The 24,185-nt window shown below is 56.6% G+C and carries 21 protein-coding genes and 1 tRNA gene; 2 read left to right on the top strand and 20 right to left on the bottom strand.

Translation table 11 applies throughout. The features are described 5' to 3' along the window. Window positions 1–46: 46 nt before the first annotated feature. The 14 genes from K8I01_01185 to ffh all read right to left on the bottom strand — a co-directional run bounded on the left by K8I01_01185 (window position 47) and on the right by ffh (window position 12,033). A complete protein-coding gene (locus K8I01_01185) occupies window positions 47–706 on the bottom strand; it encodes a metal-dependent transcriptional regulator (protein MBZ0219036.1) in 660 nt (219 codons plus the stop codon). A 12-nt stretch (window positions 707–718) separates the two neighbouring features. Beyond that, window positions 719–2,680, bottom strand: coding sequence for a ferrous iron transport protein B (gene feoB / locus K8I01_01180; GenBank protein MBZ0219035.1), 1,962 nt, complete (start codon window positions 2,678–2,680; stop codon window positions 719–721). Window positions 2,681–2,813: 133 nt separating this feature from the next. Further along, window positions 2,814–3,245, bottom strand: a complete 432-nt coding sequence (locus K8I01_01175; protein ID MBZ0219034.1) for a transcriptional repressor — start codon at window positions 3,243–3,245, stop codon at window positions 2,814–2,816. 49 nt (window positions 3,246–3,294) lie between these two features. Continuing rightward, window positions 3,295–3,370, bottom strand: a tRNA-Gly gene (locus tag K8I01_01170). Between the two features lie 113 nt (window positions 3,371–3,483). Beyond that, entirely contained in the window at window positions 3,484–4,269 is a 786-nt protein-coding gene (gene cysQ / locus K8I01_01165) for a 3'(2'),5'-bisphosphate nucleotidase CysQ (protein MBZ0219033.1), read from the bottom strand. A 33-nt stretch (window positions 4,270–4,302) separates the two neighbouring features. Continuing rightward, window positions 4,303–6,987 carry a UPF0182 family protein gene (locus K8I01_01160; GenBank protein MBZ0219032.1) on the bottom strand — a complete coding sequence of 895 codons (2,685 nt, stop codon included), beginning with the start codon at window positions 6,985–6,987 and terminating at the stop codon, window positions 4,303–4,305. Window positions 6,988–7,136: 149 nt separating this feature from the next. After that, complete coding sequence (locus tag K8I01_01155; GenBank protein ID MBZ0219031.1) at window positions 7,137–7,508, bottom strand: YraN family protein; 372 nt, start codon at window positions 7,506–7,508, stop codon at window positions 7,137–7,139. Then, a complete protein-coding gene (locus K8I01_01150) occupies window positions 7,505–8,128 on the bottom strand; it encodes a ribonuclease HII (GenBank protein MBZ0219030.1) in 624 nt (207 codons plus the stop codon). The genes K8I01_01155 and K8I01_01150 overlap by 4 nt, the downstream gene beginning before the upstream one ends. A 108-nt stretch (window positions 8,129–8,236) precedes the next feature. Further along, window positions 8,237–8,578: a 50S ribosomal protein L19 gene (rplS, locus tag K8I01_01145; protein MBZ0219029.1), complete on the bottom strand. Its 342-nt coding sequence runs from the start codon at window positions 8,576–8,578 to the stop codon at window positions 8,237–8,239. Between the two features lie 84 nt (window positions 8,579–8,662). Next, window positions 8,663–9,409 carry a tRNA (guanosine(37)-N1)-methyltransferase TrmD gene (gene trmD, locus K8I01_01140; protein MBZ0219028.1) on the bottom strand — a complete coding sequence of 249 codons (747 nt, stop codon included), beginning with the start codon at window positions 9,407–9,409 and terminating at the stop codon, window positions 8,663–8,665. Between the two features lie 185 nt (window positions 9,410–9,594). Beyond that, window positions 9,595–10,110 (bottom strand): ribosome maturation factor RimM, encoded by a 516-nt coding sequence (gene rimM, locus K8I01_01135; GenBank protein MBZ0219027.1) that lies wholly within the window; start codon window positions 10,108–10,110, stop codon window positions 9,595–9,597. After that, complete coding sequence (locus K8I01_01130) at window positions 10,103–10,333, bottom strand: KH domain-containing protein (GenBank protein MBZ0219026.1); 231 nt, start codon at window positions 10,331–10,333, stop codon at window positions 10,103–10,105. Before K8I01_01130 ends, rimM begins: the two co-directional genes overlap by 8 nt. A gap of 74 nt (window positions 10,334–10,407) precedes the next feature. Beyond that, a complete protein-coding gene (gene rpsP, locus K8I01_01125; protein ID MBZ0219025.1) occupies window positions 10,408–10,653 on the bottom strand; it encodes a 30S ribosomal protein S16 in 246 nt (81 codons plus the stop codon). 48 nt (window positions 10,654–10,701) lie between these two features. Next, window positions 10,702–12,033, bottom strand: a complete 1,332-nt coding sequence (ffh, locus tag K8I01_01120; GenBank protein MBZ0219024.1) for a signal recognition particle protein — start codon at window positions 12,031–12,033, stop codon at window positions 10,702–10,704. Between the two features lie 310 nt (window positions 12,034–12,343). On the opposite strand from ffh, the gene K8I01_01115 reads away from it, so the two are divergent. Both K8I01_01115 and K8I01_01110 read left to right on the top strand, forming a co-directional pair. After that, window positions 12,344–12,583: a hypothetical protein gene (locus K8I01_01115; GenBank protein ID MBZ0219023.1), complete on the top strand. Its 240-nt coding sequence runs from the start codon at window positions 12,344–12,346 to the stop codon at window positions 12,581–12,583. A 1-nt stretch (window position 12,584) separates the two neighbouring features. Continuing rightward, window positions 12,585–13,073, top strand: a complete 489-nt coding sequence (locus K8I01_01110) for a DUF721 domain-containing protein (protein MBZ0219022.1) — start codon at window positions 12,585–12,587, stop codon at window positions 13,071–13,073. Window positions 13,074–13,097: 24 nt separating this feature from the next. Here K8I01_01110 and K8I01_01105 read toward each other — a convergent pair whose 3' ends face one another. The 6 genes from K8I01_01105 to carA form a co-directional block, all read right to left on the bottom strand. Beyond that, window positions 13,098–13,775 carry a methyltransferase gene (locus K8I01_01105; protein ID MBZ0219021.1) on the bottom strand — a complete coding sequence of 226 codons (678 nt, stop codon included), beginning with the start codon at window positions 13,773–13,775 and terminating at the stop codon, window positions 13,098–13,100. Window positions 13,776–13,780: 5 nt separating this feature from the next. After that, window positions 13,781–15,136, bottom strand: a complete 1,356-nt coding sequence (locus K8I01_01100; protein MBZ0219020.1) for a DUF1015 domain-containing protein — start codon at window positions 15,134–15,136, stop codon at window positions 13,781–13,783. A 262-nt stretch (window positions 15,137–15,398) separates the two neighbouring features. Continuing rightward, the gene (recG, locus tag K8I01_01095) at window positions 15,399–17,852 is read right to left on the bottom strand and encodes an ATP-dependent DNA helicase RecG (protein ID MBZ0219019.1); all 2,454 of its coding nucleotides are present in this window, start codon (window positions 17,850–17,852) and stop codon (window positions 15,399–15,401) included. Between the two features lie 2 nt (window positions 17,853–17,854). Then, complete coding sequence (locus K8I01_01090) at window positions 17,855–19,648, bottom strand: KUP/HAK/KT family potassium transporter (GenBank protein ID MBZ0219018.1); 1,794 nt, start codon at window positions 19,646–19,648, stop codon at window positions 17,855–17,857. Window positions 19,649–19,659: 11 nt separating this feature from the next. Beyond that, complete coding sequence (carB, locus tag K8I01_01085; protein MBZ0219017.1) at window positions 19,660–22,986, bottom strand: carbamoyl-phosphate synthase large subunit; 3,327 nt, start codon at window positions 22,984–22,986, stop codon at window positions 19,660–19,662. Window positions 22,987–23,046: 60 nt separating this feature from the next. After that, the gene (gene carA, locus K8I01_01080; protein ID MBZ0219016.1) at window positions 23,047–24,174 is read right to left on the bottom strand and encodes a glutamine-hydrolyzing carbamoyl-phosphate synthase small subunit; all 1,128 of its coding nucleotides are present in this window, start codon (window positions 24,172–24,174) and stop codon (window positions 23,047–23,049) included. Window positions 24,175–24,185 lie beyond the last annotated feature (11 nt).

Raw genomic sequence — 24,185 nt, 5'->3', positions numbered from 1 at the left:
TGGCTCTCTTATGGATTAGGCACGAATAAAATGCAGATGTGTCGCCCTACTCGATCTTCCTTACGTATATTTCCTTTATTATCTCGGGGTCGAGGGCAAGGGTGGTCTCGCCGAGCTGGATTACGAAAGCGGGCCTTTTCTGGTGCACCCTTATGGTGCTTCCCGGGACTATGCCGAGCGAGCCGAGCTTGTCTAGCCTCGCGTGCGCATTGGAGGCTATGAATATTATCCTGCCGGTATCGCCCACTTCGAGCACGTTAAGCTGCTGCACTATCGGCTTAAGCTCGTCTTTCGTCTTTTTACAGCATGCGCCCCTGGGGATCGGGAGGCCGTGAGGGCATGTCGGCGGGTGCCCTAAAAGCGTGCAGATGGAATCCGTCACCTCGGGCGAGAGGGTGTGCTCGAATGAGCATGCGTTCTGCTCGAGGTTCTCATCGCTCATGGCCAGCACTTCGGTAAGGAGCCTTTCAGCGAGCCTGTGGCGGCGTATCGCGGCCTCCGCGAGCCTCTCTCCTGTCGACGTAAGCGTGATGGTATCGCCGGCTATGGTAACGAGCCCGCCCTTCATCATGCGCTCGATCGTGGCGGTATCGGCCTCCTCGGCCACTTCCTTGATACCCATAAGCTGCTTTACCGAGCTCGAGCCCAGCTCCCTCTGGGACCATATGAACTCGAGTACCTCGTCGACTGCCTTGTCTTTGGTCATCTTTCTCCGCCTTTATTGGAGCATTATCCCTGTCAATCTGAGGGCCAGGTTCACTACGGCCCCCACTAGTATCGCGAACGGGAATATGAAGGCCGACATCAAAACGGCCGTCTTTAGCCCCCTCTCTTTAACTATCATGAAGAGGTTCGCTATGCAAGGGACGAAGAGGGTCATTGTCACAAGGCTTACGACTACCTGGACCGGGTCCAGCATCCCCTCCTTCTGGAGCGCCAGGAGGCCGGCGGCCCCGTAGTCCCTCCTTAGAAAACCTATGAGGAACGCCTCGGTAGTCTCGGCAGGGAGGCTCAGTAGCCCCACTATGACCGGAGATACCGCCCTCTGGATCGCGTTCAGGGCATTGAGCTTATCGAGCACGAAGAGCACAAGCGTGCCCAGGATGAAAAGCGGCACTGCCTCCTTCAGATACCACTGGACACGCACGAGGGTCTTAAGGAGCATGTTCGAGAGTTGCGGGATCCTTACTGGCGGTATCTCGAGGATGAAGTCCGAAGGCTGTCCGGGCAGCACCTTCGAGGCCAGAATGCCCACCAGAAAGAGCACGAGGAGGACTATGACGGCCCAGAGGACCGATGCCGTGAGCGAGACAGCCCCGAGCATGCCGAGTATGACGCCTAACTGAGCTGAGCACGGTACCCCGAGTGCGAGGAGTAGAGTCACTATTACCCGCTCCTTCCGGGATTCCAGTATCCTGGTCGTCATGGTGGCCATTGTGTCGCATCCTAGCCCCAATACCATCGGGAGGACGGCCTTGCCGTTAAGTCCCATCGCCTTGAATATCCTGTCGACCATGACCGCGAGCCTCGGTAGATAGCCAGAGTCCTCCAGGAAACTGAAGAAAATGAAGAAGAAGCTCACGATAGGGAGGACGATGGCGATAGCGTAGGTAAAGGCCATTGTAAAGACGCCGTACTCGCCTACCAGAAGGTCGTAGACAAGACTCCCCGGCGCGAAGGCATATCCGACCACACGCTCGGCCCAGGGGTTCACGAGCTCGCCGAAGACGACCTCCTCGAAGAAATCAACGCTTACGCCCGCGCCGAGCACGCCGACAAACTCGTACATGATGAAAAGCACGGCGAGGAGGATGGGGATGCCCCAGACAGGGTGCATGGTGATCGAGCCTATAAAGGCGGCCGCTTTTCCCTTTCCGGGTGTTTCGGTCGTCACGACCTTCGATACAAGCGAATCGACCGCCTTTAGCCTTGCGCGGTTTATTATGTACCCGACCGGGTCCTTAAACCTTGCCTGGACCGACGTCCTTATGTCCTCAACTCTCTTCATCTCGCCCTGACCGAAGGTCTTTGAGAGCCAGGGCTTGAGGGTCGTGTCCCCGGAAAGGAGCATTATTGCAATCGACCTTGCCGATATGCTGGCCTTCGGCACAAGCGGCTCGATAGCCCGTATGCCCTCTTCTATTTGCTGCGGGTATTTAACGGGGGAATTCGCCGGTTTTTCACGGTTATAGAAGGCGGCCTCGAGCTTATCGAGATTCCATCTCTGGGTCGCTATGGTGGGTATGACCTTTAAGCCGAGGCTGGAGGCGAGCGCAGCGGTATCTATCCCTATGCCCCGCTCCCCGGCCTCGTCGTACATATTGAGGGCGAGCGTCACGGGAAGGCCCATCTCCATCAACTGGAGGGTTATGAGGAGGCTCCTTCGGAGGTTCTTGGAGTCCATGACCTGGAGCGCGGAGGACACCTCACCGGTCATAAGAATGTCCCTTGTGACCAGCTCGTCCTCTGACATGGGGACCAGGCTGTTAACGCCCGGACTGTCTATGATGCCGAGCCTTTTTGTGCCGAAACGCGCAATGCCCCTTGATATCTCAACCGAGGTGCCTGGGTAGTTGGAGACAGTGGCGTACCTGCCGGTCAGCGCCCCGAAGATGACGCTTTTTCCCACGTTCGGGTTGCCGACAAGGACCAGCGAGCCTCCGGCTTGGGCCTGGGCCATTACCTTTTCGCTTCCTTGATGCATACCTTAGATGATAATAACATCCATTTTCAGTTGCAAGCTAATTCTTGAAATTCTCAGAAAATTGGGGCGAACCGGATGAAATGAGCGGACCGGAACGAAAAAGGCGGGGTCAGGCGCAGTCAGGGCAGTAGCCGTAGAGCTCAAGCTTGTGGTTTACGACCGTGAACCCGAGCTTCTTTGCAGTTTCGGCCTGGAGCTGCTCTATCTTCTGGTTGTGAAACTCGGCGATCCGTGAGCATTTGATGCAGATGATGTGGTCGTGGTGCCCGTCCTCGGGGAGGTTCTCATATCTCGTCTGCCCGTCTCCGAACTGCCTGGATATGGCGAGGCCGCATTCGGTCAGGAGCTTCATGGTCCTGTACACGGTGGCATAGCCGATATTCGGCGTCTTCCTTTTTACTTTCTTCAGCAGCTCGTCGAGCGAGATGTGGGTGTTGGTCCTGAAAAAGGTATCTGCGATGAAGTCCCTCTGGGACGTGGACTTAAGCCCCTTGGCCTCGATGTAGGACTTGAGGATCTCCATTTTGTTTTCAGGCTGCATAAAGCACGCACCTTGGGGCAAGAGGATCGATCAGGAGGCACAAAAGAAATGGAGCGGGAGACGGGTCTCGAACCCGCGACCTCAACCTTGGCAAGGTTGCGCTCTACCAACTGAGCTACTCCCGCGTGAAGAAAACGCCCTGCTTTTTATGTTTATTTCAATCGGGGGGACCGGAAAGGCATCAAATGCCGTACTGGTTCCGATGACATGAATATAATTATCATAGTCATCAAAATTGTCAAGAGCTTATTTGTGCCGCCGTATACGGCCTGACGGCAAGCCCGGCCGAAGCCGCGATGAACCCCGGGTTCTTGATGCTCTCCTTATTGTAAAGGAGCGGGCTACCGTCCGGGAGCACTACCGACGCCCCTGCCTCTGCTGCGACGGCGTGTCCCGCGGCCGTGTCCCATTCCCATGTCTCGCCGAACCTCGGATAGAGGTCTGCCCTGCCCTCGGCCACGATGCAGAACTTAAGGGAGCTTCCAGCCTCCACCCGGCTCGAAACATCATAGCCCTTGAGGAATGCCTCCACATGGGCGTCCGGGTGCGACCTGCTGACGACCGCGCGGATCCCGGTGCCCGCAAGCCCTGAACGTATCCTTGCCGGGGCCTCCCCTGCCCTTTCCCTGAAAGCGCCTCTGCCCCTTTCGGCAAAGTACATCAGGCCCGCAGCCGGGGCGTAGACGACCCCCAGGACAGGAGCCCCGTTCTCGATAAGGGCTATGTTGACCGTGAACTCCCCGTTTCTTTTTATGAACTCCTTTGTGCCGTCGAGCGGGTCGACAAGCCAGAACCGCTCAAAGCCCCGCCTCGCCTCGAACGGGACGCTATCGCCTTCCTCGGATATTACAGGCACGCCCGGGGCGATTGCCGGAAGTCCAGCGGCTATCACGCGGTGAGAGGCGCTGTCGGCCTCTGTTAGCGGCGATGAGTCCTCCTTGTACTCAACCGAGAAGGGACGGGAGTAGATTTCCATGATCGAGCACCCGGCTTTTCTCGCAAGCTCGACTACCTCTGAAAGCATCCGCATCCTCCTTAAGGGCTTAACAACAAGGCCCTATCTCGCGATCCTCTTCAATAACTCTTCCAGTTTTTCAAGCTCCTCGCCGTACCCTGCCCAGTCGCCCCTCCTCTGCTTCTCGAGCGCCCGCTCGAAGGTTCGCATTGCCTCCTTCGCCATCTCGGTTGTCCTGGTCTCGTTCGGCCCCGCAGCTGGAGCGGTCCCGGCGGCGCGCGTCCGGGCGGCTTTTCTGCCGCCGAAAAGGCGTTCGAGCGCAAGCTCGAGGTTCTCCTCCATCACGACCTCGTTCTCGTAGGCGACTATGACCCTCCGGAGCTCCGGCAGGCCGGCCTTGTCCACTGCCGCGAGATACAGGGGCTGGACGTAGAGGAGCGAATTCTCTATCGGTATTACAAGGAGGCTCCCTCTTATGACCTGCGAGCCCCTCTGCCCCCAGAGCGTGAGCTGCTGGGATATGTACGAGTCCTGGTTTATCCTGGCGTCTATCTGCTTGGGCCCGTAAATCAGCCTGTCCCTCGGGAAGGTATAGACCACGAGCTTGCCGTAATTGGGGACATCGCACCTGGCCGCGAGCCAGGCCGCGAGGTTGTCCCTCTTGGCAGGGGTGTACGGAAGAAGCAGTATGTACTCCTCCATCTCCTCCCCGGGAAGCCTCATTATGGTGTAGTAGGGTTCCATAGTCCTTTCGGAGAAGACCGGTATCTCCCAGAGGTTCTCCTTGTTGTAGAAGACCTGCGGGTCGGTCATGTGGTACGAGGAGTAGATGGCCGCCTGCACGCTCAGTAGCCCCTGCGGATACCTTATATGCCTCTTTAGGTCATCGGGCATGACTTCGAGCGGCTCGAATGCGCCTTCGAATATCCCGGAGTAGACTCTTAGGACCGGGTCCTCAGGGTCGCTCACGTAGAATTTTACCGACCCGTCGTACGCGTCGACGACGGCCTTTACCGAGTTCCTTATGTAGTTCGTCCGCCCGTCAATGGGCGTAGAATATGGGAGCCTTCTCGAAGTGGTGTACGCGTCTATCATCCACACGAGCCTTCCGTCGTCCGAGAGGACGAGGTACGGGTCCTTGTCGAATATGAGGAACGGCGCTATGGTCCGTACCCTTTCGAGCACGTTCCTGTAATAGAGAATCCTGCTCTCCGGCTTTATATCTGATGAAAGGAGTATCTTCTCGGTCTTGAACCTGAGCGCGAAAAGCGCCCTTTTGAGGAGCGAATCGAGCCTTACGCCGCCCTCTCCCTCATAGGAGGTGTAGACGTTCCCTTCGGTGGTAGGATAGCTGAACTCCTGCACCTTGGTGTTGACGACCACGTAGTCGCTCGATAGCTCCCCGTAGTATATCTCGGGCCTTGTGACGGCGAGGTTCCCGTGGCGCACAGGGGGTATGTCCTGGACCATGAGCTCAGGGAGCCCTTCGCGGGTTATCCTGCTTACGGGCCCGAGGGCCAAGCCATAGCCGTGGGTGAATGTGAGCTTCTCGTTTATCCATGACCTGCTCGGGAGGTCTGCGTAGGAGAGTTCCCTTGCCGAGAGCATGACCTGCATGTAGTCGCCGTTTATCGTATACCTGTCGTTGTCAACGTCCGCGAACTTGTAGTAGGTCCTTATTTGCTGGAGCTGGCTGTAGGTCCGAAGGAGCGGCACGTGGTCCCAGAGCCTGATGTTCTTGATGGTCGCGTCGTTCGCCTCGATATTCCCGGCCGTGAGGCCGTAGCCCACGTCGAACGGTATGACCTCTATGCTGTCGAGGTCGTATCCCATGCGCGTGAATCTTATATTGTGCTCTATATAGGGTGTTTCGAGGACAAGCTCGTTTGGCTCGACCTTGAACTTCTGCACGAACGCGGGATAGAGCACGAGCCCGCCGAAATAGAGGACGCCTACGACGCCCGCCGAGACCAGGGCCGCCTTCAATGCGCCCCTGAGCATGGCGGCTCCGAACGCCACCGCCGCTATGGGGGTGACTGCCATGAGTATCCTGTAGAAGAGTAGCCTGGTATTTACGTCGGCGTAGCCGGCGCCGAAGACGGCGCCGTTCTTGGTAAGGAGGAGATTGAATGTGTCTATGTAGAAGCCGAAGGCGGCAAGCAGGAGGAAGAGGCCGCCGAGGACCCCGAAATGCGCCCTCACCTTCCTGTCGATATAGAACCCCGCGTTGGAAAGGACTAGGCCGCCCCTCAGGAAATAATTGGCCCCCACGATGAGGAAGGTCATTACAAGCGTGAAACCGGCGAACCCCTTAAGCGACTCTATGAACGGGAGCCTGAAAAGGTAAAAGCCGATGTTCTTCCCGAGTACCGGGTCTGCCATGTCCATGCGGACGGAATTCGTGAAGATTAGGAACTCCTCCCATCTGAGCGCCCCCCACTGCGCCGCGAAAAAGGCGAAGACGGCCCCGGCGACCAGGGCCGCTGTCTTTACAATGCTTTCGAGGCCCTGCACCTGGAGCGCGAGGTTGTCGACAAGGTGGAGCTTCACGGGCCTGAAGCTTGCACGGTTTGCTATTATCGTATTGATTGTCGTGAAGGCGAGGAAAAAAAGCCCGAAGGCAGCGCCAAGGGCTATCTTTGCGGAGAGCGTCTTCGTGAATATGCCGGTGTATCCCGCCTCCTTGAAGAAGAGCCACTCTGTATAAATATTAAGAAGCGAGAGCGACAGGATCGCGAGTAAGCCGATGAGCCCTATGATTACTATCCTGGTCTTTTTTGCCTGCATTTCCTTTCCCTTCTACCGTTCTTTTAAGCAGTCTTTTATAGCATTATGAAGGGGTCGATACAATAGAAACCGGCAGGAACCGGAAGATGTGAAGGGATTATGTGAAGGGGATACGGATATGGCGGGAATGTCCGGGCGGAGCCGCTATTTTACCACCCTATTTCGGCGGCCTCGAAAGCGTCCCTTATAAGCTCGATTTCAAACCTCCCCTCCCTCTTTTCTATTGAGACCACGTCAAAACGGACCTCGGAATCGGAGGCCCCGGCCTTTTCGAGATAGAACTGGGCGGCTATTGTCATCTTCCGCTGCTTCCTTTCGTCCACGCTTGCGGCAGCAGGGCCGAAGGCGTCCCCGCTCCTCGTCTTTACCTCGACAAAGACCATCGCTCCGCCGTCCCTGGCTATTATGTCTATCTCGCCATAGCGGCAGCTGAAGTTCCTCTCGATAACCCTGTAGCCCTTTTTCTCGAGGAAACGGACGGCCTCGTCCTCGCCCGCGTTACCAAAGGCCTTCTTCCTCATCCTGCCCCCGGGGTCCCGGCAAAGAGGTCTTTGATCACCCCCCGGAAGGTCTTCCTGTGGATGGGGCTCGGGCCGTGCTCTTCTAGCAGAAGCAGGTGCTCCCTCGTGGGATAACCCTTATTTGAGATGAAGTTGTAGCGGGGGTACTGGAGGTGGTAGGCGTCCATTATCGCGTCTCGCGTCGTCTTGGCTACGATAGAGGCGGCTGCAATCGAGACGCTAAGAGAGTCTCCCTTTACTATCGGCGTCTGCGGGATGTCCATATCGACCGGGACCCTGCCGTCAACAAGCAGTATATCCGGCCTTACGCCGAGCTTCCCTATGGCGATCTCCATCGCCTTAAGCGACGCCTTGAGGATATTTATCCTGTCAATCTCATCCGGCCAGACGATGCCGACTCCCACTGCCCTGGCGGACCTGTATATGCCAAAAAGGGATTCTATCCGGGCCTGGTGCGTCATTGTCTTCGAGTCCCTTATGCCGAGGTCAAGAGGGGGCGGGAACGGGAATATGACGGCAGCCGCTACCACGGGACCGGCGAGCGGGCCACGCCCGGCCTCGTCTACCCCGGCGACGTTCGTAAGGCCCTTTGAACGGGCGTCTCTTTCGTATAAATCCATGAGGAGGCCGAAATCGGATTGGAATAAAAGCGTGTAAACCCCTATATCACGCCAGGCACCAATAAAAAAACCCGGCCTTTGTGGGCCGGGCTTTGTCGGATTTGCCGTTTACCTCTTTGTCTTGATCCTGGCGGCCTTGCCCTTGAGCTCGCGGAGGTAGTAGAGCTTCGCCCTCCTCACGACTCCTTTGGAAAGGACCTTCACCGATTCGAGAGCCGGTGAGTTCACCGGAAAAATCCTCTCGACGCCTACGCCGTAGGAGACCTTCCGGAGCGTGAAGGTCGCCCTTACGCCGCTACCGCGCTTCTTTATGACGATGCCCTCGAAAGGCTGCACCCTCTCTTTGTCGCCTTCCTTGATCCTGACCTTGACGAGAAGGGTATCGCCCGGGTTGAATTCCGGCATGTCCGTCCTGATATAGTCCTTCTCGATATCCTGCATGACTCCCATGGTATCCTCCGCGATTACTCGACAGTTTCAAAATTTTTAAACGCTAATTATGCGTCAGAAAAAGGGGAATTGCAACAAAAAAAGTCAACTACTGCCTGGTCCGCCCCCCTTTTTGATCATCTCCTCAAAAAATGCCCTATCGCCCTCAGGGATCTCCGCCTTTTCAAGGAGGTCGGGCCTGCGAAGGCAGGTCCTTCTTATGCTCTCCCTGCGCCTCCATTTTTCTATCTCGGCGTGGTTCCCGGAAAGGAGCACCTCCGGGACCCTCATATTCCTGAACTCCTCGGGGCGGGTGTATTGCGGGTATTCGAGGAGGCCTTTGCTAAAGGAATCCGACTTGGCTGATTCAGGCTCTCCGAGCACACCGGGAACGAGCCGGGAGACGGCATCTATTATGACGAGGGCCGGTATTTCGCCGCCTGAGAGCACGTAATCGCCGATGGATATCTCGTAGTCGGCGAACTCCCGTATGCGCTCGTCATAGCCCTCGTACCTGCCGCATACGATTATAAGGCGGCCCTTTGACGCGAGCTCCGCCGCAAGGGGCTGGGAAAAAAGCCTGCCCTGGGGGGTCGTGAGGACAACGCTAGCGGGTCCGCCGCGTTCCTTCATGGCCTCTATGCCCTTTACGACAGGCTCGACCTTCATCACCATGCCGTGGCCGCCGCCGTACGGGTAGTCGTCGGTCGTCCTGTGCCTGTCCTCGGTATAGTCCCGGAGGCTACGGGCGGTGACCTCTATGAGCCCGCTTGCCGCGGCCCTGCCGACGACGCCGTGGCGCACCGTAGAGGAAAAGAACTCGGGGAAAAGGGTGAGTATGTCGAAGACCATGAGGGTACCGGAAGATTAGCCGCACAATCGCTTTTCAGGCTGCCTCTAAAACTCAGATATTTTTTCTGAAGTCGAGGAAGGGCGGAAATAAAAAGCGGAGCATATATGAAAATATGTGAGCATTTTATTTTACGCCCTGACAAATAGGTCAGGAAAAAGAGCGACTTTTAGAGGTAGCCATGTAATCACTCTTCGGGCAGGATACCTTCTATGAGCCGGATTGTAATCTTCTTCTCGTCCGGATCGACCCTGACTATCACCTGCTCTATTGCCGGGACGAGGACCTCGCCGTGAGGGCCGTCTACCACAAGGACGTCATTACTGCCCGTTTCCATGACATCCGAGACCCGGCCGATGTGCTTCGAGTCCTCGGAATAAACGTCCATGCCGACGAGCTCGAAGTAATAATATTCGTCCTCGGCGGTCTCAGGGAGGTCGGAGCGCCTTACAGAGATGTCAAAGCCCGAAAGCGCCTCTGCCGCGTTCCTGTCGGCAACGCCATCGAGCTCGAGGATGAAAACACCCTTGTGCCTCCGCACCCGGGTGACCCTGGCCGGCCTCGCGCCGCCCTTGCCGACGAGGAAGACGGCTTTCCAGTCCATGTCATCGAGGTCGCCGTAAGGAGCGGCCTTGACCTCGCCTTTTATCCCGTGGGCGCCCGTTATCCGCGCGATTGGGACGAGCTCTTCTTCCTTACTCAATTATCTCCAGAACAGAGCGTTTTTTGAGTTTCGTCGAGGCCGCGGTCAGTATCACCCTTATGGCCCTCGCGGTCCTGCCCTGCTTCCCTATGATCTTGCCGAGGTCTTCCTTGGCCACTGACAGCTCGATGACTGAAGTCCTCTCACCTTCTACTTCCACGACCCTGACATCCTCCGGACGATCGACGAGAGCCTTTGCGATGAACTCGATTAGGTCCTTCATGCGATACCTCCGAGAAGTTCTGGCGTAGGTGACGGCTTTTATCGATCCAGCTGTCCGACCTGCTTCTCCGGGTCTCAGGCCGCTTTTTCGGCCTTCTTGAGGAGCTGTCTCACGGTATCAGTGGGGACCGCGCCCTTGCTGAGCCAGTAGGAGACCCTGTCGCCTTTCAGGGCCACGCGGGCCGGCTCTACCATCGGGTCGTAGGTGCCGACGACCTCGAGGAAATCACCGTCCCTCGGGGCCTCGGAGTCGGCCACTACTATCCTGTAAAAAGGCTTTTTCTTGGCTCCCTGTCTTGTCAACCTGATCTTTACAGCCATGCCGCAGTATTACCTCCGTTTTTTTAATGTAGACTTGTTGAGAAACGCTTACATCATCCTGTTGAAAAGGCCCTTAAGCCCCCTGGGGCCTGCCTTCTTCAATTTCTTCATCATCTTCCGCATGTCCGCGTACTGGTTTATGAGCTTATTGACCTCCTGGACCCTGGTGCCGCTCCCCTTCGCTATCCTCTGGCGCCTGCTGGCGTTAAGGATGGATGGATTGAACCTTTCGCCCATTGTCATGGAGTTTATTATCGCCTCTATCCGGACGATTTCCTTCTCGTCTATGCTTATGTCCTTCGACTTCTTTATCGCGTCGAAGCCCGGGACCATCGAGAGTATGGAATCGAGCGAGCCGAGCTTCTTGATCTGCTGGAGCTGCTCCTTGAAGTCCTCGAGCGTAAACTCGTCCCGCTTGAGCTTCTTCTCGAGCTCCTTCGCCTGTTTCTCGTCGAAGGTGGCCTGGGCCTTCTCGATAAGCGTAAGCACGTCGCCCATGTCGAGGATCCTGCCCGCGAGCCTCGATGGATGGAATACCTCCAGTGCGTCCGTCTTCTCGCCCGTGCCGATGAACTTTATCGGACGGCCCGTCGTGACCCTCATGGAGAGGGCCGCGCCGCCCCTGGCGTCTCCGTCGAACTTCGTGAGTATCACGCCGGTTATGCCTATGGACTCGTTGAAGCCCTTGGCCGTATTGACCGCGTCCTGTCCGGTCATGGAGTCGGCTACGAAGAGTACCTCACTTGGCGATAGTATCTCCCTCATGGCCTTGAGCTCCGTCATGAGTGTATCGTCTATATGGAGCCTTCCGGCTGTATCGACGAGCAATATGTCATATCCCTTGAGCCCGGCGATCCGGAGCGCCTCCCTGCATATGTCGGCCGGAGACGAGTAGGATTCGCTGTCGAAGCAGTCTATTTTTATCTCGGAAGCGAGCTTCCTAAGCTGCAGTACCGCCGCGAGCCTGAAGAGGTCCGCAGGTACGATAAAGGGGTTCCTCCCCTTTTTCTTGAGGTGAAGAGCTAGCTTCGCGGTCGTCGTCGTCTTTCCGGAGCCCTGAAGGCCCACGAGCATTATGACCGCGGGCCTGCCCTTCAATTCCAGCCCTGCGTCCTCGCCGCCCAGGAGCGCCGCAAGCTCGTCGTAGACTATCTTCGTGAACTGCTGGCCCGGGGAAAGGCTTTCGAGGACCTCCTTGCCCATGGCTTTTTCCTTCACGGCCGCCACGAAATCCTTGACGATCGTGAAGTTTACGTCGGCTTCCAGAAGGGCGAGCCTTACCTCTTTAAGGACGGCCTGGACGTTCGATTCCGTCAGAGTGCCCTGGCCCCTTACATCCTTTAATATTTTCCTGAACTTGTCTGAAAGTGACTCGAACATCGCCTATTTACCTGAAAAAGAAAGGCCGCCGGACAGCCCGGCAGGTCCCCTTTGTTCAATTATACCTTAAATATTATAATCCGCTTCTGCCTGGCTGGACAGCGGATAATGTGCGCCTGGAAAGACGCAAATTCTAATAATATACAGGTTTTGGCGTTCTTATGTCAATACATTTACTGGAGACTGAGCGTATTTTCAAAAAGGGAAACGGCCATCTCGATGCAAAACCGGAAAGAGGGATAAACAAGTAGTCCGTTGACACGCAGGAGATTATTCTGTTACTTTACTGAGGATGACGACCCTGGAATTAATGGTCCTGCTGACGCTTTTGACCCTGGCCGCCCTGGTCCTGAACCTCCCTTTCGGGTATTTCAGGGTCAAGACGAAAAAGTTCTCGGTCAAGTGGTTCCTCTATATCCACCTGCCGATCCCCTTCATATTTCTATTAAGGACCATGGCAGGCCTCGGCTACAAATTCATCCCGCTCATGATTATCGGCGCGGTGGCCGGACAGCTTATAGGCGGGAAGCTCAATCGAAAGGGCGCTTAAGATGGCCGGCCGCGGCAGAGAGCGACGGAGGTCCCCAGCCCGCAGTTCGCCTTCAGTCATAAGCTCGGTGCTCGGCTCGACCCTGGGTCACCTTAACCTCGGAGCCAAGCTCATGGAGTACAGGGCAAAAAAGCTCTGGCACGGCTGCGTTGGAGAGGCCATTTCGCGTAGGACAAACCCCGAGCGGCTCATAGGGACGGTCCTTTTCTGCTCGGTCGACAGCTCTCCCTGGATGACCGAGCTCAATTACCAGAAGGCCTCGATTATCTCCCGGCTTAACGAGGCCCTCGGCCCCGGCTCAATAACCGACATCGCCTTCAGGAGCGGCGCGGTAAAAAGCCGCAGACCAGCCGCCGCGCCGGAACTCCCGCCCAGGCATCTTACCCCGGAAGAGGAGTCCTTCATAAGGGAGACGACCTGCCCGATAAAGGATGAAAAGCTGAAGACCCTAGTAGAGAAAGTGATGAAAAAAGGGAAGGGATGCGCATAGGGGGCTCTCAGGGTTTTCTTCAAATCACAAGGGCTGCTCAATTTCCATGCCGCCCTCCTTACCCGCCTCTATGAGGAAGAGCTTCGGCGGGCGGCCCTGTTTTCCGCCCAGGAACCTCATGCGCGCGGGCCTGAAACCGGCTTTGCCGAGCTCGGAAAGCATCTCCGGGAGCCTTGCCGTAGGGAAGACGTAAAAGACCCGGCCCTTGCGGCCGGTGAGATATGCTGAGATTGAAATGAGGTCGGAGAGGCCGCCGTGGACCTCGGCCCTTGCCGCGGCCCTCTCCCTTTTCGGGCTTATCCTCCCGGCGCCGGTCTTGCCGTAAGGCGGGTTGCCTATGACTGCAGTGAACGAGCCCTCGTCGTAGGCCTCCCTCAATTCCCTTAAATCCCGGTTCACTATATCGACCCGTCCGGCAAGCCCGTTGGACTCGACGTTCTTCATCGCGGTCCCGGCCGCCTCCTCGTCGATCTCGACCCCGGTTATCTTTCCGGCCCTGGACTTCCACGCAAGTATAAGCGGGATGGCCCCGGTCCCTGTGCCGATGTCGATTATACTGTCGTCTTCATGGAGGGCGGGTATTGCGAATTCGGCGAGCTCGACCGAATCGCCCGTAAGTCTCTGGCCCGCCTTCCTCTGAACGAAGAAGTACGGGCCGAGCCTTTCGAGCGTTTCGTCTTTAGAGATATGTGGTATTCCCAATGGCTTCAGGCCTTGAGAGCGGCCTTTGAACCGTGGAAGTTTATGGTCAGCCCTGAAAGGAGCTTCGGGTAGAAGTAGGTCGATTTCTGCGGCATGACGAACCCGGCCTCGGCGACCGCCTTCACCTGCTCTATCTTGGTATTGTTCAGGAGGAAGACGAGCTGGTTCTTATCATTCGAGCAGGCTGCGATGGCCTCGCCATAGCTCTTCACGTAAAGGAGGTTCTCCTGCTTCTCCTGCGCCTCCTGAGTCATGCCGAGAATCTTGGCGAATATGAGCGAATGGAGGACCGTGACGTCGAGGCGCTTGAAAACTTCCGGTATGGCGCCGCCGAAGACCCTGTCCATAGTGTCCGGGGACTTTATGTTAAGGAGGTAATATATGTCCCGCGCGCGTATGTGGAGCCCGAGGGCAACGGTCGATTCCCCTGCCGAGTTAAGCTCCTTAAGGAAGCTCTCCCGCACCGCGGCCTCGTCCGAATTATTGTAGCGGAACTCCCTAATATCGAAATACTCGGCGCACGTTGAGAGGAACCCGTCCGGGTTGAAATCGGCAAGGCTGTGCACGACCCTGTGCGTGGGCCATATGGTCATGCCCTCGTCGTCCATGTTGCTGAAGTACATCATTACGTAATTATAGGGCTCGTTCCCGGTATAGTTACCGGCCTTTTCCCTCATCATGTTCCTGTAATTGAGGGCCGTCTCATACCTGTGGTGGCCGTCGGCAATGAAGAGGGACTTTTCCTTCATGGACTCCGTGATGGTATTAAGGACCTTAGGGTCGTCGACCCTCCACACCCTGTTGACGGTGCCGTCGTCGTCAGTGACGTCGATATCCGGCTTCCTTCCGGCGGCGGCAGCATCAAGGAGCTTGTTCGCCTTGAGCGTCGGGTCTGAATAGAGGGAGAATATGGAGCAGAAGTTGGCGTCGGAAGCCTGCATGAGCCTCAGCCTGTCGGCCTTCGGCCCCGAGAGCGTCCTCTCGTGGGGGTGGATGCCCTTGCCGAAATCCATGAGCCTGGAAAGGGCTATAAATCCCTTCCTGGTCTTTCTGGTCCCGTCCTTTTCCGAGTACGTCTGTGTGTAATAATACATGCAGGGCCTCTCGTCCTGGACGAGAACGCCTTCGTTCAGCCATTTCTGAAAGTCGGACGCGGCGCGGGAGTACCTGTCGCTCCCTTCCCTGTCCTCAGGGAATACCTTCCCGAAGATGAGCCTTATGACGTTGTTCGGATGGCGCTCGTAGAGCTCATCCTGCTTGGCTGGCGGTATCACGTCATAGGGCGGGGCCATGACCTTGTTCAGATCCCCGACTTTTGCAGGGCTGTAGAGTACGCCCCTGAACGGTATTATTGCTGCCATCACATGCTCCCGGATATTAGAGTTGTATCAGTCATGAAATAATCAGGAATCTATAAGATTACTATCAGGCGAACCCCGTTGTCAACGGGAAAAGGGAAGAGGTCGGGCGGGCGTTCCGCGAGGCAAAAAACACCCGTTACGGGGAAGAAAAGGAGTCGGCCTAAACGAGTGCCCTGCGAGATTTGACCAAATAACATACACAAATCAATCAATTAAGGCATAAATCTCATGTTGAGTGTCAAATCTTTGATCGCTAGCTATGTTATCCTATCTCCGCGAGCTCGAGCCTGTCCTGCCATCTGGCCTTGAGCACCCTTCTTATCACTTCTCCTTCGGGACCCTTTAGGCCGGGGTTCCTCTTCAAATAGTCGATCGCCTCCTCCCTCGCCGTCTTTAGGAGCTTAAGGTCTGAAAGCGCGCCGTCCGTCCTGAAATCCGGCAGCCCCGCCTGCCGCGTCCCGAGGAAGTCCCCGGGCCCCCTGATCTTAAGGTCCTCTTCCGCTATCTTGAACCCGTCGTTCGTCTCCTCCATGACCTTGAGGCGTTTATAGGTGTCCTCCGAGTTAGTCCAGCCTGCAATGAGAAGGCAGAAGGACTTTCTCTCTCCCCTTCCCACCCTTCCCCGGAGCTGATGGAGCTGGGCAAGGCCGAACCTCTCGGCGTGCTCTATGATCATGACTGAGGCGTTGGGCACGTCCACCCCCACCTCTATTACGGTAGTCGAGACGAGGATGTCGATTTTCCTTTCCTTAAAGTCCCGCATCACCGATTCCTTCTCCTCGGCCTTGAGCCTGCCGTGAAGGAGGCCAACCCGACGGTCCCTGAAGATGTCCTTTTCGAGATGCGCCCTCATGTTGGTCGCGTCCCTGAGGCTCAGCTCCTTCGATTCCTCGACGAGCGGGTATACGATATACGCCTGTCCTCCTGAAGCAAGCTCTCTCTGAATTGCTTCATAGGCTTTCTGCCTTTCCTTTTCCCTGAGCACCTTCGTATAGACCGGCTTCCTCCCTGGCGGCAGTTCGTCAATTATCGATACGTCGAGGTCCCCGAATACCGTCATGGAGAGGGTCCTCGGGATTGGTGTGGCGGTCATTATGAGGATATCGGGCGAGACGCCTTCGCCTGCGCCGAAGCCTTTCTTCTTCAAAATCCCCCTTTGCACGACCCCGAACCTGTGCTGCTCGTCTATGACCGCCAACCCGAGCTTCCTGAACTTGACGTCCTTCTGTATGAGTGCATGAGTGCCTATGACCAGATGAGCCTCCCCCTCACTCACGGACTGAAGCATCCTGTTCCTTTCGGATTTTCTTGCGCTCCCGGTAAGGAGGACTGGCTTAAGGCCCAGCGGCTCCGCGAACCTCTTCGTAAAGAGATAATGCTGCTCCGCGAGTATTTCGGTCGGGGCCATTATCGCGGCCTGGAACCCGCACTCGGCGGTCATGAGCGAGGCAATGAGGCTCACGACAGTTTTCCCGGAGCCCACGTCGCCCTGGATGAGCCTGTTCATGGGATGGGGAGCGGCCATGTCCTTCCGTATCTCCGAAAGCGTCCTCTCCTGCGCGCCGGTAAGCGTGAACGGGAGTATCTTCCGTAGTCCCTTCTCAAGCCTGCCATCAGGCCTTAACGATATGCCCCGTTCCCTTTTGATGCTTGCCCTCCGGAGAGAAAGGCCGGTCTCAAGCAGAAATAGCTCGTCAAACGACAGGCTCTTTTTCGCCAGGATAGCAGTGCCGGTCCCTGACGGCAAATGGGCCTCCCTCATGGCCGGCCCGAGGTCCATTAGCCCGTGCCTCTCCGAGATCCCGAAAGGCACCCCGGCCACGGCCTTTCCGCCGTAGTCATCCACAACCGACAGGACGATCTTCCTTATTGTCTTCTGGTGGAAGTTTTCCACCTGCGAGTATACTGGTACTATTCTGCCGATACCATCCGAGGCCGAGGCCGCGGCCCCGGCCTCGTCATCTTTATCGGCAAGCTCTATATCCGGGTGCACCATCTCCTTCCTGCCCCCGAAAATCGAGACCTGCCCGAAGATGATGAGCTTCTGCCCGTTCTTGAACCTTTTTTTAATATGGGGGCCGAAATTGAACCATTTGACTTTCAGTATGTCGCTACCGTCCCCCACGGCCATCTCGAGGACGCGCCTTCTCCCGTAGCGCGCCTCTCCTATGGCGAGCACCTCTCCTGTGGTGCTTTCGCTCAGGCCCGGCGTAAGCTCGCGTATGCGCTTAAGGCGGCTCCTGTCTTCGTATCTCAACGGAAGAAAATAGAGCAGGTCCTCGACGGTCGTAAGTCCTTTCTTCGCGAGCCTCTCCGCGAGCTTCGGCCCTATGCCCTTCACGAAAGAGATCGGGGTCTTAAGCGCCTTAAGCCTTCTTTCGGCCTCGGCAGGATCTATCGGAGGTAACGGAGGAGATACGGGTAAAGCTTGCACCGGCCCTTCCTTGCTTATCGAGCCAATCAGTTCGAGGGCGGCGAGTACTTTTTCCCTCTTCGAGGATTCGCCGAGCGAATCGAAGCCGGCGAGGATACACGTGAGCTCTTCAAGCCGGGCGAGGACATAGGGCGGGTTCTTTAGGGAAAGGGCTTCCTTTATGAGAGAGGCAACGAGCGGCTCAAGCGACTTGAGCGTCCCAAGGTGCCTGAACTCGTCCTTTGATGCGAACCTCAGGGGCTTAAGGACCGCTTCGAGGATTTCAGCGAGCCTCCTCTCCATCCTTACATCTCTACGCGGGTTATGACGCCGTGGAGCTTGTTGGCAGGGAGCTTATAGAACACGATGAAGGACGGGGTGAGCTTCTTTATTACCGAGAATATCATCCAGATGAAATTGGAGGTGGTTATCTCCTCGAGGCCGTAGAAGATGGTCTTCTCGTTTATGCCGGCCTCCTTCAATATGGACTCCACGTCCACCACCTCCATGTAGCCGAGCCTGAGCTCGAAGACCCGGAGGCCGGGTGCGAGGTCTTCCTTGAACTGATATTCCACGCCGAAGGGCTTCTCGGTCCTTATGAGCGAGACGAGTATGTTGTCCTCGTATATGATGTTGTTCTTGAATATCGTGTGCACGATATATGGCGCTATGACCTTTGATTCCTTTGCGAAGAAGAGGGCCGTGCCGCTTATCTTGGGAAGCGCTTTGTATATCTGGTTATATCCTATGAGAAAAGCCTCCAGGTTAAGCGGCCTCATGGCCTTGTATAGCCTCTTCTGTCCCCTCGTGTAGATGAGGATAAGGCTGAACGGCAGGAGTGCGATAATGATGGACCAGTAGCCTCCGAGAGGTATTTTGAAGGTGTTGGAGAGGAAATAGACGAGGTCGATCAAGGTAACAAGCACCGAAATCCCGACCAGGATGTATTTTTTCCTTATGAGGAATATCCATGTCATCATGAAGCCCGTGAGGAGCATCGTCCCGGTGACAGCGAGGCCGTAAGCCGCCGCCAGCTTGTGCGATTCCTGGAATATGTACATTACGAAGAGGACCGCCGCAAGCAGGAACCAGTTGACGAAAGGTATGTATATCTGGCTCCTCATTTCAGCGGATGTGTACGAGATCCTGAAGAGCGGCATGACATGGGTCGTGATGCCCTGGTACACTATCGAGAACATGGCGCTTATCATGGCCTGTGAGGCGATGATAGTGGCGGCTATGCTGAGTAGTAGGAAGGGGATATACAATACCTGCGCCTGGTTGAAAACCATCTCGAAGAGCACATTCTTGGTACCGGGATGGGTCAGGAGGAACGCGCCCTGCCCCATGTAGTTGAGTACGAGCATGATAAAGACCAGAAACCATCCCTTCACTATCGGGGCCCTGCCCAGGTGCCCCATGTCGGCGTAAAGGGCCTCTCCGCCTGTAGCACAGAGTATCACCTCCGAGAGAATAAAAAACGCGAGGAGGCCGTTATCCGTCATGAACCTTATGCCGTAATACGGATTTACCCCCAGCAAGACCTCCGGCGCGTTCACCAGCCCGGCAATTCCTGAAATCGCCAAAGACAAGAACCATATGACCATTATCGGGCCAAAGGCCCAGGCCACTTTTTCAGTTCCCCTTTTCTGGAAATAAAACAGAAGAACCGCGATAAGTCCCGCTATTATGACGATCCGGGTCTGACTCAGGTCCTCAAAACCCGGTATAAGGACCGAACCCTCTACTGCGCTGAGTATTGATATTGCAGGGGTGATTACGCCATCGCCTATAAGGAGCGAAACGCCTACAAAGGAAAGGAGGCTTATAAACGCGACCTTTCGCCCGCCCTTAAGGTAGGAGACAAGTATCTCCCGAAGGACTATCGTGCCGCCTTCGCCTTTTTTGCCGAGACTTGTGGCGAGCCAAGCGTATTGTATGGTCACGAGCGTTATGAGGGTCCAGACGATGAGCGAAAGGACGCCCCTTACGTTATCGTAGGTCGGCTCAAGGAGGAGAAAGATTACGGTAATCGTGTATATGGGGCTGGTGCCTATGTCGCCATATACTATGCCGAGGGATTTGAGTATGCTTCGCATCTCACCAGCCGTCAGGCGGGACCAGGGATTTGAGTCGCTATCTTCAATGCAGGCTTAAGCTCATGATGATACTCCTGAATCGGCTTCACTTCAAGCCCTCCCTTGAGCATGGCCTTTATGCCCTGGGCGGCCGCCCTGGCGCCGGCGACGGTCGTAACGTGCGGAAGCCCAAGCTCGACAGAAGACCTCCTTATGGAGTAGGAATCGGCAACGCTCTTTGCCCCGAAGGAGGTGTTTATGACCATGTCCACCTTCCTGCTCTTTATGAGGTCCACTATATTGGGCCTGCCCTCCGTGACTTTCAGGACCGGCTCGACCTCAACGCCTTGTGCCGCGAGAAATCTGGCGGTTCCCCCGGTCGCGATTATGTGGAAACCCGATTCCTTCAGGCTCCGGGCCACCCCGACGATGTCCGGCTTGTCCGCGTCGCGGACGCTTATGAAGACTGTCCCGGATAGCGGCAGCCTGTTCCCCGCCGCTATCTGGGCCTTTGCAAACGCCCCGCCGAAGTCGCGGGAGATGCCCATGACCTCGCCCGTTGACTTCATCTCCGGGCCGAGGAGTATGTCAACGCCCGGGAATTTTATGAATGGGAAGACCGCCTCTTTTACGGAAGTATAGGAAGGCTGCACCTCAGAGGTAAAGCCGAGCTCCCTTAGCGTCTTCCCGGCCATGAGCTTGGTAGCGAGCTTCGCAAGCGGCACGCCTATTGCCTTGCTGACGAATGGTATTGTCCTCGACGCCCTCGGGTTTACTTCCAGGACATATATCTCCCCGTCCTTCACCGCGTACTGGACGTTCATGAGCCCGATGACCTTAAGCTCCCTCGCGAGCCGGACCGACTGCTCCCTTATCGAATCCAGCAAGTCTGCCCCGAGAGAATACGGAGGGATGGAGCAGGCCGAGTCGCCGGAATGCACACCCGCTTCCTCTATGTGCTCCATTATGCCTGCGACGACGACCGTCTCTCCGTCGCTTATGCAGTCCACGTCCACCTCGACCGCGTTCTGGAGGAACCTGTCTATCAATACCGGGTGCTCCGGGGAGGCCTCGACGGCCCGCGACATGTAGTCCATGAGGCTCATCTCGTCGTAGACCGTCTCCATGGCCCTGCCGCCCAACACGTAAGAGGGCCTCACCATCACCGGGTAGCCGACCGCGCCAGCAACAGAGACAGCCTCGTCTATGGAGCGGGCTATTCCGCTCGCGGGCCTCTTCAAGCCCAGCTTGTCAAGGAGCTTGTCGAATCGCTCCCTGTCCTCGGCCATGTCTATTGAATCCGACGAGGTGCCGAGGATCCTCACGCCAGCCTTCTCAAGGGGTACGGAGAGCTTCAAGGGCGTCTGCCCGCCGAGCTGGACTATCACGCCCATGGGCTTTTCCTTCTCGACTATGGCCATGACGTCTTCGAATGTCAAGGGCTCGAAGTAGAGCCTGTCAGAGGTGTCGTAGTCGGTCGAGACGGTCTCGGGGTTGCAGTTGACCATTATCGACTCGATGCCCTCCTCGCGTAGCGCGAAGCTCGCGTGCACGCAGCAGTAGTCGAACTCTATGCCCTGTCCTATCCTGTTCGGCCCGCTCCCGAGTATCATGACCTTCTTCCTGTCCGTCGGGGCGGCTTCGCAGGCGAGCTTCTCCTCAGTGCCCGATAAAATATTAAAGAACGGCCGCTCGTAGGAGGAGTATAGATAGGGGGTGTATGCCTCGAACTCGGCGGCGCAGGTGTCGACGGTCTTGAATACCGGCTCGACTCCCGCTTCCCTGAGCGCCTTCCGTATCCCGGCCTCGTCCATGCCGGAAAGGGACGAAAGCATCCTGTCGGAGAACCCGGCTTCCTTCGCCTTCCTCAGTATCTCCTTCGACAGGCTGCCCTGTTTGCCCTGCCAGAAAACTCCTTCCTCGATCTCGAGTATCTCCCTTATGTTGTTGAGGAACCACCTGTCTATGCCGGTTAGCGCGTGTATGTCGTCGACGTGCAGCCCGGCCCGAAGCGCCTCTCCTATGTACCATAGCCTCTCGGCCCTCGGGGTCTTGAGCATGGCTTTTATGGAGTCGAGCTCGGCTTCGGTGGGCCTGAAGACCGGCTCGGGCCGTGTCTTCCTGACGACCCTGTCGAAGCCGTGGTTCCCGGTCTCAAGGGAGCGCATCGCCTTCTGGAGCGCCTCCTTGAAGGTCCTCCCCATTGCCATTGCCTCGCCGACCGATTTCATCTGGGTCGTAAGCGTCTGGTCTGCCTTCTGGAACTTCTCGAAGGCGAACCGGGGTATCTTGACTACGACATAATCGATGGTGGGCTCGAAGGACGCAGGCGTCTTCTTCGTTATGTCGTTCGGTATCTCGTCGAGGGAGTAGCCGACCGCGAGCTTCGCGGCCATCTTTGCTATTGGGAAGCCCGTTGCCTTGCTCGCAAGCGCCGACGACCTCGATACCCTCGGGTTCATCTCTATGACGTATATCTTTCCGTTCTCCGGGTTTACCGAGAACTGGATGTTTGACCCGCCGGTGTCGACGCCTATCTCACGTATTATCTTTAAAGACGCGTCCCTCAATTCCTGGTATTCCTTGTCGGTCAGGGTCTGCGCCGGGGCGACCGTGATGGAGTCGCCGGTATGAACGCCCATGGGGTCGAAGTTCTCTATCGAGCAGATGATGACGACGTTGTCGTTACAGTCCCTCATCACCTCGAGCTCGAACTCCTTCCAGCCTATTACCGACTCCTCTACGAGTATCTCTGAGACTGGGCTGCACTCGAGCCCGAACCTCGCCATGCTCTCGTACTCTTCCATGTTATAGGCAATGCCGCCGCCCATGCCGCCGAGCGTAAAAGAGGGCCGGATTATCGCCGGGAAGTCCATGCCCTCCATTATGGCGAGCGCCTCCTGGAAATCCCTGGCCGTCCCGCTCTTCGGCACTTCAAGGCCTATCTTCTGCATGGCCTGCTTGAATAGCTCCCTGTCCTCGGCCTTCTTGATGGCAGGTAGCTTCGCCCCTATCATCTCGACTCCGTACTTGTCGAGGACTCCGCTCTCGGCAAGCTTCACCGAGACGTTCAATGCCGTTTGGCCGCCCATGGTCGGAAGGAGCGCGTCCGGCCTCTCCCGCTCTATTATCTTTTCGACCATCTCCGGGGTGATGGGCTCTATGTAGGTCCTGTCAGCGAGCGTGGGGTCTGTCATGATGGTGGCCGGGTTGGAGTTCACGAGCACCACCTCGTAGCCGTCCTCCTTAAGGGCCTTGCAGGCCTGCGTGCCTGAGTAGTCGAATTCGCAGGCCTGCCCGATTACTATCGGGCCCGAGCCGATGATGAGTATCTTTTTGATGTCAGTCCTTCTAGGCAATTACCGGTCTCCTTAAATCTATTGAATATCGAGTGTTAATAAAAAAAGAAAATTCGCTTGTCAGGCGCGCTCCATCATCTCGACGAACCTCCTGAAGAGGTACTGCGAGTCGTGCGGACCTGGTGAAGCTTCCGGGTGGTACTGGACCGAGAAGACGGGTTTGTCCTTAAGCGCAATCCCTTCGCATGTTTTATCATTCAGGTTTATGTGCGTAAGCTCGGCCTTGCCCTTCAAGGAATCGAGGTCTACCGCGAAGCCGTGGTTCTGGGATGTTATCTCTACCTTTCCGGTGGTAAGGTCCTTGACCGGCTGGTTCCCTCCCCTGTGGCCGAACTTCAATTTATAGGTGCTGCCGCCGAGGGCAAGGGAGAGTATCTGGTGTCCGAGGCAGATGCCGAAGACCGGCTTCTTGCCGATGAGCTTACTGACGGTCTCTTTCGCGTATGTCACTGCATCCGGGTCGCCGGGGCCGTTCGAGAGGAATATTCCGTCCGGGTCCATGGCCAAGGCGTCCTCTGCGGGAAAGGACGCGGGCACGACGGTCACGGCGCATCCGGCGGAATAAAGGTTACGTAGTATGTTCTTCTTAATGCCAAAGTCGAAGGCGACTACCCTGAACCTCTTCTTTTCATCTTTTTCTACTGCCGGGTATCCGCCTTTTTCAAGCTCCCAAAGGCCGCCGAGCCACTCATACGGCTTCTGGCAGGTGACCTCCTTTACGAGGTCCTGCCCCGCAAGGGACGGAAGCTCCCTCGCCTTCTTTACAAGCCTGGTGAGGTCGCCGTCCTTTGTGGAGATGACCCCCTGCATGGCGCCCTTGTCCCTTATTATCCGGGTAAGGGCCCTTGTGTCTATGCCCGAGATGCCGACGATCCGGTTCCTCATGAGGTATCCCATGAGGCTTTCGCTGGAGCGCCAGCTCGAAGGATAGAGGCAGGGGTCTTTTACGATGAAGCCCTCTGCCCAGGGCCGGACCGACTCCACGTCCTCGGGGTTTATGCCGTAGTTCCCCTGCTGGGGGTAGGTCATTACGACCATCTGCCCCTTGTAGGAAGGGTCGGTCAAAACCTCCTGGTATCCTGTAAGGGAGGTATTGAAAACGACCTCGCCGGTCGCCTCGCCCTCAGCGCCGAATGACGAGCCCTCGAAAACGGTGCCGTCGGCGAGCGCAAGATAAGCCTTTCTCAATTCATCACCTC

Source organism: Deltaproteobacteria bacterium, from assembly GCA_019912665.1.
Classification (GTDB): domain Bacteria; phylum Desulfobacterota; class GWC2-55-46; order GWC2-55-46; family GWC2-55-46; genus UBA5799.
Note: the sequence above shows the minus strand (reverse complement) of the source record. Positions and strands in the feature narration are given on the sequence as shown.

What these genes read in the sequence shown, in the direction of transcription:
- ffh (MBZ0219024.1), bottom strand. Translation starts at nt 12,033, where the DNA reads ATGTTCGAGTCACTTTCAGACAAGTTCAGGAAAATATTAAAGGATGTA.
- feoB (MBZ0219035.1), bottom strand. Translation starts at nt 2,680, where the DNA reads ATGGCCCAGGCCCAAGCCGGAGGCTCGCTGGTCCTTGTCGGCAACCCG.
- trmD (MBZ0219028.1), bottom strand. Translation starts at nt 9,409, where the DNA reads ATGGTCTTCGACATACTCACCCTTTTCCCCGAGTTCTTTTCCTCTACG.
- K8I01_01090 (MBZ0219018.1), bottom strand. Translation starts at nt 19,648, where the DNA reads ATGCGAAGCATACTCAAATCCCTCGGCATAGTATATGGCGACATAGGC.
- K8I01_01185 (MBZ0219036.1), bottom strand. Translation starts at nt 706, where the DNA reads ATGACCAAAGACAAGGCAGTCGACGAGGTACTCGAGTTCATATGGTCC.
- cysQ (MBZ0219033.1), bottom strand. Translation starts at nt 4,269, where the DNA reads ATGCTTTCAGAGGTAGTCGAGCTTGCGAGAAAAGCCGGGTGCTCGATC.
- rplS (MBZ0219029.1), bottom strand. Translation starts at nt 8,578, where the DNA reads ATGGGAGTCATGCAGGATATCGAGAAGGACTATATCAGGACGGACATG.
- K8I01_01110 (MBZ0219022.1), top strand. Translation starts at nt 12,585, where the DNA reads ATGGCCGGCCGCGGCAGAGAGCGACGGAGGTCCCCAGCCCGCAGTTCG.
- K8I01_01175 (MBZ0219034.1), bottom strand. Translation starts at nt 3,245, where the DNA reads ATGCAGCCTGAAAACAAAATGGAGATCCTCAAGTCCTACATCGAGGCC.
- K8I01_01130 (MBZ0219026.1), bottom strand. Translation starts at nt 10,333, where the DNA reads ATGAAGGACCTAATCGAGTTCATCGCAAAGGCTCTCGTCGATCGTCCG.
- recG (MBZ0219019.1), bottom strand. Translation starts at nt 17,852, where the DNA reads ATGGAGAGGAGGCTCGCTGAAATCCTCGAAGCGGTCCTTAAGCCCCTG.
- K8I01_01100 (MBZ0219020.1), bottom strand. Translation starts at nt 15,136, where the DNA reads ATGGCAGCAATAATACCGTTCAGGGGCGTACTCTACAGCCCTGCAAAA.
- rpsP (MBZ0219025.1), bottom strand. Translation starts at nt 10,653, where the DNA reads ATGGCTGTAAAGATCAGGTTGACAAGACAGGGAGCCAAGAAAAAGCCT.
- K8I01_01115 (MBZ0219023.1), top strand. Translation starts at nt 12,344, where the DNA reads ATGGTCCTGCTGACGCTTTTGACCCTGGCCGCCCTGGTCCTGAACCTC.
- K8I01_01160 (MBZ0219032.1), bottom strand. Translation starts at nt 6,987, where the DNA reads ATGCAGGCAAAAAAGACCAGGATAGTAATCATAGGGCTCATCGGCTTA.
- K8I01_01155 (MBZ0219031.1), bottom strand. Translation starts at nt 7,508, where the DNA reads ATGAGGAAGAAGGCCTTTGGTAACGCGGGCGAGGACGAGGCCGTCCGT.
- K8I01_01150 (MBZ0219030.1), bottom strand. Translation starts at nt 8,128, where the DNA reads ATGGATTTATACGAAAGAGACGCCCGTTCAAAGGGCCTTACGAACGTC.